Source organism: Methanomicrobium mobile BP, from assembly GCF_000711215.1.
In the GTDB taxonomy this organism is placed as follows: domain Archaea; phylum Halobacteriota; class Methanomicrobia; order Methanomicrobiales; family Methanomicrobiaceae; genus Methanomicrobium; species Methanomicrobium mobile.
Map to the genome: position 1 here is coordinate 323,505 of NZ_JOMF01000006.1, position 12,517 is coordinate 336,021.

Sequence of the window (12,517 nt, forward strand, 5' to 3'; positions counted from 1 at the left end):
TCGCTTATTCTCCGAAAATCGAGAAGTTATCCTCACCGAATGTCAGAAAAAGCACGAAGAGCACTAAAATGATAACGGCGGGGATTATTGTCGCCAACAGAGACGTTCCGTTTTCAAGACGGTAGGTCTCGCGTATGCCCATGAACTGAAGCAGAAATGCCCACAGCGGATAAAGGAAGAGCCCGATGAACGGGATTACCGTTATAAGAAGGGCAGTCTGGGAGTAGACCGATATTCTCAGTCCGTCATTGATATCGCTTGTGTAACCGATTATGCCGATTGCAAGGTGAATCAGGACGCCGTATATTGCGGTGAATATGACTATCAGAATCGCGGATTCAAGCGAAAATATGAATGACGAGAAGAAATCCGAGAATGTGCTCAATACCGGATACTCGGCGGCGCTGAGATCTGAGGCGATTATCGAGTAGAGTATCGAGTTTATGAGGACGAATATTGCAAGGACGACTCCGAAGACGGGCAGTGCATCCAGCACGTCCTGACCGCGTGTATTCTGAAATGCGTCCCACGGCGTCCTGATAAACGAGATAAGCCTTCCGGGAAGAGAACTTTCCGAGAATATCGGTCCGCTCCTTCTCTGTCTGCGGACGGGGTAATCGCCGTCGTATGAACTCGCCGATGAACGCATAAATCCCGATTGTTTAGCCTTTTTGGCTTTCTTCTGCGGTTTTGCCGAGGGGAAAAAGTCGTCGTCGCGTGATCCGCCGCCGAGGATCTCCACGTCCTCGTCGCTGTCATAACGCGAACTGCCGGATAAGCCGGAATCTCCTCCCGAACCCGCCGGCATCGTATGACCGCAGTTGCCGCAGAACTTCGCGCCCGCAGCAACGGCATTTCCGCAGACCGGGCACTGCTGATCGTCGCCGGTTGGCGCTCTGCCGAATCCGCCGCCAATACCGCTGCCCGTACTGCCGCCGAGACCGCCCGCACCGCCAAGACCTGCGCCCATGCCCATGCCGCCCGACGACGGGGGCACTGCCGAAAATCCGCCGGAGGGAAGGCATTCTTCTGGAGTCGGGGTATAAAGCTCGGTTATCCTGCCGGTCGCGATATAGTCCTGTATGGCGTGAACCCATGTCTCGCGTTCGCCCCAGCGATTCTTGTTATACCAGAGCGAGAAACGAAGGACCATCCTTCGCATATTGCCGTTCTGGGACTCGACCATGAGAGCAACGGCAGGCTCCCCTTCCTCGCTTATCTCCCCTTCGGCGCTTCTGACCGCACCGAGAGGTATTGTCGAGGGTTTTGCGGGCTGATTGGGATTTAAGAGCACTATCTTGTCGCCCGTGATTGAGACGGTATACTCCTGTGATTTTACGACGACGTTTGCTGCCGAGAGTATTGCGCCCGGGACACCCGCTACTGCCGATGGGGCGCCGCCCATGGCACCTGCGCCTGCACCCCCAATACCCTGACCTGCGCCCATGCCCATGCCGCCCATTGGGGACTGTCCGAAGGGCTGTCCGTATCCCTGATTCTGCGGGTAGCCCTGTGCACCGAAACCGGCGCCTCCCATACCACCTATGCCGCTTCCCATTCCGCCGCCGAGACCGCCCGCACCGCCGAAACCGAACTGTTGCTGTCCGCCGTAACCGGCACCTGCGCCGCCCATGCCTCCCATACCCATGCCGCCCATGGGAGACTGCCCGAACATTCCCGCGGACTTCACGGTCATCCGCGACTCGGAGACCACGCCTTCGAGAACCTTCTTGAGCTGATCGCGTTCCTTGTCGCGAACGCCGCTGAACTCCTGCGTAAAGACGAGAACCATCTTTTTCTGACCGCCGTCGGGAGAACCGAGAGTGAGGGTGAGGACGGGGTCGTCGGCGAAGTTGAGACTTGACGCAATATTGCGAATAATAGAGAGCGGTATTATTGCCGGAGCCTTCCCGCGTCCCGTGCCTTCCATGAGGACAAGCCTCAGGTTTGTCAGAAACAGCCTGAAGTTCTTGCCTTTTATGTCAATATTGGGTATTTCAGCAAGAAGACGCTCATTCGGTGCCATATCGGGAAGCTTCGTCAAAATCACCTGTTTATATCATATCGTGTTACACGATATGCACGGCATTTTTGCCGTACATATCTTCGGATACCTGTTTATCAATACATATTAATCTGGATTATACAAAGCATTTATCCTTTGATGTCCGCCGGATGTTACGGATGGCGGGGAGAGAGAGTTGTGTGGGGGTGATATGCAGGTGTGGAGTTTGTGTGTGTTTTGGGGGTGGGGAGAACAGCCCGCGGCAGATCGTCAGAGCGTCAGACCTTCAGACAGCCGGAACGTTACGCATGGATTTGCAAAATAACAACTCGACGGGTAATCAACAGTTATATTATTCCATATACCGATCTTTAAGTATGAAGCAAAGATCTTTTATCGTGGCGGCATCCGCCGTTATTCTGATGCTTACACTGATAATACCCAATGCCGCCGCTGTCGGCGGAGATATGGGCTGGTATAATATCTACTGCAATGTCGACGGGGCAAGCGTCTACTTCGACAACGAATACAAAGGACTTACCTCCGGCGGCGTCCTCACCGTTGCCGTATATACCACGGCAAAACCCTATACGACCGTAAGGGTCGACAAGGCGGGTTACTATTCCGCGACATCCTCACTTCCGGCGATGCCCGCTGCGGGAACGACGAGCAGCGTGTATATTACGCTGAACCCGACGGCATCGCCGACTTCGTCCACAAAGGCAAATCTCCAGATCGAGACATCCCCGAGCGGCGCAAGAATCCATGTAAATGACATCTATCAGGGATTGTCGCCAATTACGCTCTACAATCTGGATGCCGGAAAGACCTACAGGATAAACGCCGAGATGGACGGATATAAGAGCGTCACGCAATCCGTCTACCTGAGCCCGGGCGGCACCGAGACCGTTCTGCTTTCTCTGGCATCGCCGGGCTCGATCTCGGTGACCTCGTATCCGAGCGATGCCTATGTCTCGGTCAACGGCGTTGCCAAAGGCAAGACTCCGTGCGTGGTTACGGGGCTTTCGTCCGGAACTCACGAGGTTGAGGTCACGCTGAACGGTTACTACAACTGGAAGAAGTCGGTCACCGTCCAGGACGGGGCACAGATACCTGTCTACGCCGAACTTCAGCCGATCTCGTCGGTAAACCAGATTCTCGTGACGTCAACGCCGTGGGGAGCGAAGATCTACCTCGACGGCGTCTACCTCGGTGAGACTCTTAACGGAGCGGCATTCCCGATTCAGGATGTCGCGAACGGTCAGCACACGCTTAAACTGACGCTTGCGGGATATGCCGATTACGTGACGCCGGTGACCATGAACGGTGCGTCGATTACCGTAAATGCGGATATGACGCAGTCTTCGGCAAACGCGGGCTCAATCGCGGTTTCGTCCTCGCCCGAGGGTGCGATGGTATACCTTGACAACGCTTATACGGGCTACAACACCCCGTGCAACCTGAATAATGTCGCCGCCGGAGAACATACGGTCATGCTTCGTCTTTCGGGATATCAGGACACATATTCCAGAGTCGTCGTCAATTCGGGACAGGTCTCCCAGCTTACTCTCGGCATGGCACCGGGCTCGAATACGCCATCGCCGACCGTCCCAACAACAGGGTCTCCGGGATTCGGTGCTCTGATTGCGGTTCTCGCACTTGCGTGCACGATGGCGGTCATGGCGGTCTGCAGCCGCAGATAAATACCGAATTAAAAGCAAATTAAAAACAAATTAAAAAATTAAAATTTTTAAAATTTAAAAAATCAAAAAATTCAAAAAATCAAAAAAAAACAAAAAATCAAAAAAAACAATATCTTTTTTACGGGCAAAAGCGGAAAACGCGGCGGGAAAACACGGGCAATGAATTATTATCCGCTTATCCCTTGAAGTTCGTAAAATAGTTCTGTATGTATCCCTGTTTGACCTTCTTTTCACGTTCTTCCTTCGTAAACTCGAGCATAAACTCGGTCGACTGCATCGCGGGGCAGAAGGGGCAGACCGCGTAGGGCACGTCATCCGCCTTTTCTCTTACGGGGCAGTAGAAGATGCCCGACTCCGACTCGACCTCATGACCGCCCGGGAACGGAGTGCCGACAGGGTGCGCCGGTTCTCCGAGCACGAACATCCGAAAGCCGACAAGCAGATACTTAAGATACAAAAGCCGCGGGCTTGTCTTTGACGCGGTGTTCTTGCAGGACTTAAGCGCCATCATCCAGTAATCGCGGGATGCCGCGACCGGCGGCGACCGATACTCCTCCGAATCGCGGGACTGCGCAAGCATAGCGATATCGTTGAATGCGCCCCAATACATCTCATCCAGCTTTGCAACAAGTCTTTCAACATAAGAACGGTTTGTTCCCCCGAGTTTTCCTTCGACCTGTGAGATGAGCATGCGGATATCCTGACGGTTGAACTTATTCATCTCATCGCCGAGGATCTCTATAAGACCGTCAAGCGTCTTCGCCTCCGAAAGCAGATTTAAGGTTACGGTCATATCGTTTATGAGCGCGGCATTATCGGGAAGGATTTTGTCGCCCCCGTCTCCCGCGGCGTCCATCTCGATGAATATCGACCGCTCGAGCTCAGCCTCTTTCTCCTTCTTTTTCTGCCGCCTTCCGCCGATGCTGAAGAATCCCCACGACCGCGTCCCCGAAGACGCGGGGTTTTGCGCCGCATCTTTCGGGTGTCCGTCATCATTCGCTTTTTTTGCCATTTTATCCAACGCCTTAAGAGATATCTTTTTCAGGCAGGTCTTTTTCCATACGGATACAGCGGAAGGTGTCGCCGTCAATGTAAGGCTCTCCGCATTCCTTATAGCCGAGTTTCCTGTAAAATTCGACCTTGTTGTCGCGGCTGTCGAGAACGACCTTCTTATAGCCGAGCTCCGCCGCCCACAGTTCGCACTCCTTCACCACCGCCGAGCCTATTCCCCTATGCCTGTATTCCGGAAGGGTGACGATTCTGCCGATGATGACGCTTTGCGCATCACGCTCATACATTCTGGCGGTGGCAATCGGAAAATCGTCGTCCAGCGCAAGGATATATTTCGTATCCGGCGCATCGTGCTCGTCGAATTCCTGACGCAGAGTGATATGGTGCTTCTTTGCCATCGCCTGTATCCTTACGTAACAGGCGCCCGCCTGCTGCCATCTCTCGGTCGCACGGATTATCTCGGGTTTCATCTGTTGTATTCCGTAATTCTATTCCTTTATTGTATTCCTTTATTGTGTTCCTTTATTGTGTTCCTTTATTGTGTTCGGTTATTGTGTTCCTTTCACCAGAGCGGCGCCCTTCTCGAATGCCGCCTTGCACTCCTGCGGAAATACCTTCTCGTGACGCTCCTTCTTGGCTTCGACATCGAAATAAGTCCACGGCCAGTCGGTCTTGCCGTAATCTTTGAGCTGAAGGGTATCTCCGCTGATAAGTATCTCGGTCGGACCCACGAAACCGTCGAATACCTGCTTATAATTCTGCATAAGATTCATATACATGTCATCCGGCGCATTGCTGGTCATTATGAGAAGAACGGGGATTCTCCTCGGGTTACAGCAGGGCGTCTCCGCATTGTAGGTCAGATTCTGAAAGACAAGCCTCTCGTAGAGTGCCCTGAAGGATGCGGTCAGCTCGCTCAGATAGTTCGGTGAACCGATAATAAGCCCGTCAGATTCCCTGATTGCGTCAAGCACCGGCGTCAGTCCGTCCTTTATTATGCAGTGACCTTTATTCGCCTCTTTTTTGCAGCCGAAACAGGACCTGCATCCCGTATATTTCTCGAGTTTGAAGAGATTGAACTTCTCCACTTCCGCACCCGCGGATACCGCACCTTTGGATGCTTCCGTTATCAGGGTATCGGTGTTCCATCCCATTCTGGGTCCGGCATTGACTGCTATTATCTTCTTCATGAAATTTCCTCCTGCGTATATCCTCATTAGAATTACACATGATTGAATTTTTGTCTTTCGGCATTGCGGCGCATGCGGCACGGTGCAGGGAGTGGGGATTCCTAAGATTATCTTATTTCGGTTTTTAGCATATTTCCTAAGATTACAAAGATTTTTTACTGTGTACTCAAAAAATTAGAGAGGTTAAACAGAGAGAGCAAATGGAGATCACCGAGTGCGAAGATTACCTTGAGGCAATAATAAACAACTCAGTCGACGGGATTACGCCCGATTCCCTGAAGATACTTGCGGACGCCCTTAACAAAGACGTCTCCGAGATAGAGGGCGGGCTTAATGCCTTAAGGGATGAGGGTTTTATCCGAATAAGCGACGCGGGGGCATATCCGGAGATAAAACTCACGCATTCCGGCAGAAAACTCGGGGAATGCACAATAAAAAAGCATCTCGTTCTGGAATCATTTTTCACGGAGATACTCGGCATGGACTCCGATTCCGCATCAAAAGAAGCCTGCGTCCTCGAGCACGGCGCCTCGCCGGATACGATAAAGCGTCTTAAGAATTACATAAGAGAGAGGGGCGCAAGACACCGTCTTCACGCCCGAAATGCGCATGAAGGTGACGGGGATGACTGGCATGAAGGAATGGGGCGAAATCTCTCGGAGTTCGACGAAGACGATGCCGTTAAGATACTCTTTACCGAAGGCGGCTCAAGGAGAACGGACAGACTCTGCGATATGGGGCTGATACCCGGGGAGACGATAACGATAAAGAGAAAACTCTCCAACGGCGCCATGGTCGTCGCAATCAAATCGAGCGAGGTCGGAATCAGCCCCGAGATAGTGCGCCTCGTCTTTGTCGAGAAGGTGTAATACGGTGGCGGCGGATAAGACGGACGACGAAAAAAGGGACAAATCCGGAGGTTCCGGGTCGGGATCGGGGGTGCCTGAAAAATCCGATACGCTGAAACTGGCTCTCATAGGCAACCTTAACGTCGGCAAATCGCTTATCTTCAACAGCCTTACGGGTATAGGCGTCGAGATATCGAACTTCCCGGGCACGACGGTCGGCATGTACACGGGAAGCCTCGTGCACAGGGATAAACACTACGAGATAATCGATTTCCCGGGCGTATATTCGCTGGACGGCGTGAACGATGAGGAGACCGAGGTCAGAAAATTCCTGCTCGAGAAGAAAGCCGACCGGCTCATCGCCGTCCTCGACTCGACACGCCTAGAGAGAAATCTCTACCTGCTCCTTCAGATCGCGGAATTCAAGATTCCGACCGTTGTCGTCCTGAACATGACGGACGAGGCCGAAAAGCAGGGTCTTGTCATAGACGGCGATAAGCTCTCGGAGATACTCGGATGCCCCGTCATCAAGACCGCCGCCGTCGAGGGCAGGAATATCGACAAGATAATCCCGCTCGCCGAGAACGGGGCGAAGACAATCGATCTCGTCACCCGCTACGACGACCATATAGAAGCCGCACTCAGAAGTTTCTCGAAGGTGAACGGCAGCGACAGACTCAGCGGTCTTCTGGCGCTGGAGGGTCTGCTCCCCGAAGATAACGAACTCTCCGAGACGGCGGGCGTGATTGCCGCCGAGATAGAAGATCAGCACAGGATGTCGGTTCATCAGATTCTTGCCGCCAACCGTCACAACGAGGCGAAACGAATCCGGGGTCTGATAGAGAAGGACGGGACGTTTAAGCCGGCGAGAAACTTCGACCGCCTGCTTACCCGCACCGCAACGGGCGTGCCGATAATGACGGTTGTCCTGCTGACAACCCTTATCTGCGTCTTTATCATCGGCTCTTTTCTGGAAGAGGCGATAGTCGAACTCTTCGAGACCTTCCTGATTCACCCGATGTATGAGCTTTCCCTGCCGCCGCTTGCCGAGAATATCCTCTATTCGCTCCTGATTGCCGTGGAAGCGGGTCTGGGTATTGCCTTTCCGTATGTCTTCGTATTCTATATTCTCATCTCGGTTCTGGAAGATACGGGATATATGACGAGAGCGGCATTCCTCGCCGACCGCGCCATGCACAATATCGGCATGCACGGGCAGGCGCTGATTCCGATGGTTCTCGGATTCGGTTGCAACGTTCCGGCAATCATGGCAATACGGCAGTTCTCGGAGAGGGAGAAGATTCTCGCGTCCTTCCTCATCACCATGGTGCCCTGCTCGGCAAGAACGGTAATAATCGCGGGTATTGTCTTTACCTTCGTCGGTCTCTTCGCGGCGCTCTCGATTTACCTGATTGTCTTTGTTCTCATCATACTGACGGGTATTGTGCTTACAAAGATCACCCCGGGCGACCAGTTCGGCATGATTCTCGAGATGGTGCCGATGCGCAAACCGCGTGCAAAGCAGACGCTTACAAGGGCGTGGCTGAGGATGAAGGAGTTCCTCTTCATTGCCATGCCGCTTCTCCTCGTATCCAGCGTTGTTCTGGGCATTTTGCAGTTCTTCGGCGTTATCGCGGCTTTCCAGGTGCTTTTCGAGGGATTCATGTATTCGGCGCTCGGGCTTCCCGACTATGCCTCGACATCGCTTCTCTTCGGCATTCTGAGAAAGGAGATGGCGTTCGAGACGCTTGCTATCTTGTCGGGAACGGCGAATCTCGGTGCGGTTATGAGTGCGGCGCAGCTCTACGTCTTTGCCGTCGTAAGCGTTCTCTTTGTGCCCTGTGTCTCGACGATAGCGGTCTTATACAGGCAGATGGGGCTTAAGATCTCGCTTGCGGTCTGCTGTTATACCCTCTCGCTCGGATTCGTGACGGGTATAATTCTGAATGCCCTGTTCAATATATTTTAACCGTATTTAACTGCTGCAACGGAATAACGGGGAAAAGAGAGAAGGGAAAATCTTCAAATTTTAACGGTTTTCACGATGTTTACGGTCTTGAGTGCGGGCTTTACGTCAAGCGACACGTCGAAGTTTTTGACCGAATGCGTGAGTTCGCCCATGCTTATTCTGTCGACGCCCGGGATTACGTAATCGCCGAGATTTTCCTCGCGGATTCCGCCCGAGACCTCGATTGTTATGCCTTTTCCGATATACTTCTCCGAGAGCGCCGCAATCGTGCGCTTTATCATATCGGGGGTCATGTTGTCGAACATGATTATGTCGGCACCCGCGGCGGCTGCGGCAAGGGCATCGGCGGTGTTCTCGACCTCTATCTCGACAAGTTTATAGACGGAATAGGCTTTCGCCTTTGCAACGGCGTCGGCTATCGTGCAGAGTTCGAGGTGGTTGTCCTTTATCAGGAAGGCATCCGAGAGATTGTATCTGTGCGGGTCGCCGCCGCCGAGGAAGATGGCTTTCTTGTCGTACTCGCGGAATCCCGGGGAGGTCTTTCTCGTGCCCGCGACATTGCAGTTCGGGTTAATCCTTTTTATTTTTGCGGAGATGCGGGCGGTCTTGGTGGCAATGCCGCTCATCCTGCCTATTATGTTGAGCGCCGTCCTCTCCGCCATCAGAACGGCATGGGAATCGCCCGATATCTCCATGACGATGTCGCCTTTTGCGACCCGCGATCCGTCGGCTTTTTTGATCTCGGCATCGGCTCCGCAGTAATTGAAGATATCCTTCGCCTCGCTTAAGCCCGCGATTATGCCGTCGTCCTTCGAGACGATAACCGCGCTCGTCTTCCCTTTCGGCACTATTGCCGAGGTGGTTATGTCGCCGCCCGCGATATCTTCTTCGAGATATGCGATGAGTTTGGGTGATATCGTCATGATGAAACCTGTGTTATGCCGCGTTATGTGCCCTTCAGATATTGAGCATTCTCTCGATTGCTCTTCCGGCACCCTTTATGAGAGCGTCGGGCAGGACAACCTCGGTTGTCTCGTCGCGCAGAGAGTCCCTGAGCAGTTCGGGGGTTATCAGCTTCATGTTCTCGCAGAATGCCGATTCATAGCCCTTAAATTCCTTTTCCGGATATTTGCACTTTAAGCGGTATGTCATGTCGCGTTCGGTAAGCACTGCCCATCTGTCGGCGTTTGCGGCTTCCTTAAGCATGCCTCCTGTCGATGCCACGACGTCGCATTCGTCGCGGACGGCTTTGGGGCATTCGGGATGACAGATGACGGTGTAGCCGGCAGCCTTTGCCTCGCGTGCGGTTTGGGGTTTGATTTCGGCATGAACCGGACAGCATCCGCCGTACGGAAGCGGAATTATCTCTTTTTCGGGGAGCTGTTCGGCCACCCACGAGGCAAGGTTGGAGTCGGGTCCGAAGAGTATCCGCTTTGATTTGAGGCTTTTACATACCGCGACGGCATTCGATGATGTGCAGGTTATGTCCGCCTCCGCCTTCGATTCCGCGGTCGAGTTGACGTAGAGGACGACTTCGGCGTCGGGATATGCTTTCCTTTCCGCTTTTATCATGGCGGGGTTTACGTAATCGGCAAGTTTACAGCCGGCGTTCGGATTGGGAATGAGGACTTTCTTCGTGGGGTTGATTATCTTTGCCGTCTCCGCCATGAACATGACGCCGCAGAGCACTATTATATCGGCGTCGGTCTTCTTTGCTTCCCTTGCAAGTTCCAGGCTGTCTCCGAGGCAGTCTGCCAGATCCTGTATCTCTTTGGGCTGATAGTTGTGAGCGAGTATGACCGCGTTCTTCTCCGCTTTGAGTTTTTTTATTTCGTCGATTACTGTCATGGTTTTTCCGATCCGTATTATGTGCCTATTATTATGGATTTTCCGAGATTCTTCAGGAGCGTTATTATCGAGAGCGCCGCCAGATAACTTGTTGCCGGATTCTGGGGGCAGGGGTTGTTCTCAATCTTCATGTATATGTCGCCGAAATCGCCTTTTGCGAAGATTTCGTGGGTGTTCCTCGTTACCGCGGGGTCTGCCCACAATTCGACCTCGACGGGTCTGCCGCCCGCCGTCTCGAGAGCGATTGCAACATTGATGTTCTTGGGGAATTTCTTTATGCATTCGTCGGCTCTTCCGGAGAAGACGAGGGTTCTTTCGGTGACGTCAAGCTTGAGCGACCGCGGATTTTTGGTCGTGCGGAGTTTGAGTTCGCTCATAGGCGATATCTGACCTATTTTGAGGTTGTCGAGTCCGATTACGGCGCCGCTGGGGATACGCACCTTACAGTTGTTTTCTTCGGCAAGTTTGATGAGTTTCCGCTTGAAGTCGGGGTCGGCAAGTGCGCCGACCGAGAGTATGACCATGTCTCTGCCGGATTTAAGGATTGCCTCGGCGTTTGCGCAGACCGCGCCCACGGATGCGGCTTCAACCACGATATCCATATCGCATGCGAGGAAATCCTCGAATTTCTCGAAAGCCGGCGCTCCCGATATCTCCGAGAGGTACTTTGCACGCTTTGTGTCGAGGTCATAGAGAGCGACAATGTCGATACCGTTCTCTTTGCCCGCCACCACTTCAGCTACGTTGCCGCAACCTAACAGACCTACCCTTACCATTGTAACTTAATAATGGGAATTGTTAGATAATTATATTTATGCTGAAAGAATCGGCGGCAAAAGAGATTTTTAAGGACGGCATATATTGAATATATTGAAAATCACGGGATGGACAGCTTGCGCTCCCGAACAAAAAACTCATAAAAACTCAGAAAACTCAAAAACATAAAAAACATAAAAAACTTAGAATAACTTAGAATAACTTAGAATAACTCAGAAAAAGCATAGAAAACACAGATAACTTAGAAAACTGCGGAAAAACTTCGATTCATTGCCGACAATTGCAGCGTTGGATGTTTCCCGAGAACTCGCGTATCTGAGTACCGCATCCGACGTGAACAGGCTTAACTTCCGGGTTCGGAATGAGTCCGGGTGTGACCCTGCTGCTATGGCCGCAATTGAATAGTCCCTGTCCTTTCGGAAGGGAGAAGCCAAGGTCCAGATTTGAACTGGAGTAATAGTCGCTCTGCAGGCGACCGCGTAGCCGCTCCGCCACCTTGGCACAGTTGCAGTGCACACGTAGTGCCTCTAAATGTTAGCGGTTGCATGATTAAAAACTATCGGTTTGATATGAAATGTTTACAGGCAAATCGCTATTTTACCGCCAGTTTGTAAAATTAGAAATTTATAAAGATATTTTAAAACGAAGTATCAATTATTCTTCTTTTTCACAATTGTGAAGCCTTTGCGGGAAACGGACAGTGCATCACATAACATCGCATACAGAAAAATCGCGCTGAAGACACAATCCACGCAGAGTTCCGGTAAAGAACAGTGAAGACATGCCGCACCTAACCTGCGGTCGGAAATCTGAAAACTTCAAAACACCAGAGCATCCGCTCTTACATCAAACAATTACAAAACAATTACAAAACAATTACAAAACAATTACAAAACAATCACAAAACTTCAATCCAATCTCAGACAATTGCAGCGTTGGATGTTTCCCGAGAACTCGCGTATCTGAGTACCGCATCCGACGTGAGCAGGCTTAACTTCCGGGTTCGGAATGAGTCCGGGTGTGACCCTGCTGCTATGGCCGCAATTGAAGACTTCTTTACAGGAACAGTGAACCTGCACAAAAAGTATCATACCAGATATAACATAACGGATTTCGTCTGGATTTTAACGGACCTAAACCAATTACTGAATTATCGGACGTTAGTA

10 protein-coding genes, 1 tRNA gene and 2 rRNA genes are annotated in these 12,517 nt (G+C 52.0%); 3 read left to right on the plus strand and 10 right to left on the minus strand.

Going from position 1 to position 12,517, the window contains the following annotated elements; translation table 11 throughout:
- Positions 1–4: 4 nt before the first annotated feature.
- Positions 5–2,026, minus strand: a complete 2,022-nt coding sequence (locus T502_RS09195; protein WP_157197482.1) for a YIP1 family protein — start codon at positions 2,024–2,026, stop codon at positions 5–7.
- Positions 2,027–2,382: 356 nt separating this feature from the next.
- Here T502_RS09195 and T502_RS05630 point away from each other — a divergent pair, with 356 nt between their 5' ends.
- A complete protein-coding gene (locus T502_RS05630) occupies positions 2,383–3,708 on the plus strand; it encodes a PEGA domain-containing protein (RefSeq protein ID WP_042706145.1) in 1,326 nt (441 codons plus the stop codon).
- A gap of 175 nt (positions 3,709–3,883) precedes the next feature.
- On the opposite strand, the gene T502_RS08610 is transcribed toward T502_RS05630, so the two are convergent.
- The 3 genes from T502_RS08610 to T502_RS05645 all read right to left on the minus strand — a co-directional run bounded on the left by T502_RS08610 (position 3,884) and on the right by T502_RS05645 (position 5,909).
- Positions 3,884–4,720, minus strand: coding sequence for a DUF2115 domain-containing protein (locus T502_RS08610; RefSeq protein WP_052359196.1), 837 nt, complete (start codon positions 4,718–4,720; stop codon positions 3,884–3,886).
- Positions 4,721–4,733: 13 nt separating this feature from the next.
- Entirely contained in the window at positions 4,734–5,189 is a 456-nt protein-coding gene (locus tag T502_RS05640) for a GNAT family N-acetyltransferase (RefSeq protein WP_042706146.1), read from the minus strand.
- 78 nt (positions 5,190–5,267) lie between these two features.
- The gene (locus T502_RS05645) at positions 5,268–5,909 is read right to left on the minus strand and encodes a flavodoxin family protein (protein ID WP_042706224.1); all 642 of its coding nucleotides are present in this window, start codon (positions 5,907–5,909) and stop codon (positions 5,268–5,270) included.
- 200 nt (positions 5,910–6,109) lie between these two features.
- Between T502_RS05645 and T502_RS08615 the strand changes: the two genes are divergently transcribed.
- Both T502_RS08615 and feoB read left to right on the plus strand, forming a co-directional pair.
- Entirely contained in the window at positions 6,110–6,778 is a 669-nt protein-coding gene (locus T502_RS08615; RefSeq protein ID WP_052359197.1) for a metal-dependent transcriptional regulator, read from the plus strand.
- Between the two features lie 4 nt (positions 6,779–6,782).
- On the plus strand, positions 6,783–8,726 hold the full coding sequence (gene feoB, locus T502_RS05655; protein WP_342665746.1) for a ferrous iron transport protein B: 1,944 nt from the start codon (positions 6,783–6,785) through the stop codon (positions 8,724–8,726).
- Between the two features lie 53 nt (positions 8,727–8,779).
- Here feoB and nadC read toward each other — a convergent pair whose 3' ends face one another.
- The 6 genes from nadC to rrf (T502_RS05685) all read right to left on the minus strand — a co-directional run bounded on the left by nadC (position 8,780) and on the right by rrf (T502_RS05685) (position 12,397).
- Positions 8,780–9,649: a carboxylating nicotinate-nucleotide diphosphorylase gene (gene nadC / locus T502_RS05660; RefSeq protein WP_042706147.1), complete on the minus strand. Its 870-nt coding sequence runs from the start codon at positions 9,647–9,649 to the stop codon at positions 8,780–8,782.
- A 34-nt stretch (positions 9,650–9,683) separates the two neighbouring features.
- Positions 9,684–10,574: a quinolinate synthase NadA gene (gene nadA / locus T502_RS05665; RefSeq protein ID WP_042706148.1), complete on the minus strand. Its 891-nt coding sequence runs from the start codon at positions 10,572–10,574 to the stop codon at positions 9,684–9,686.
- Between the two features lie 17 nt (positions 10,575–10,591).
- The gene (gene nadX / locus T502_RS05670; RefSeq protein WP_042706149.1) at positions 10,592–11,350 is read right to left on the minus strand and encodes an aspartate dehydrogenase; all 759 of its coding nucleotides are present in this window, start codon (positions 11,348–11,350) and stop codon (positions 10,592–10,594) included.
- Between the two features lie 278 nt (positions 11,351–11,628).
- Positions 11,629–11,750: ribosomal RNA gene (gene rrf / locus T502_RS05675) — 5S ribosomal RNA — on the minus strand.
- 29 nt (positions 11,751–11,779) lie between these two features.
- Positions 11,780–11,852 (minus strand) — tRNA-Cys (locus T502_RS05680).
- Between the two features lie 423 nt (positions 11,853–12,275).
- Positions 12,276–12,397: ribosomal RNA gene (gene rrf, locus T502_RS05685) — 5S ribosomal RNA — on the minus strand.
- Positions 12,398–12,517 lie beyond the last annotated feature (120 nt).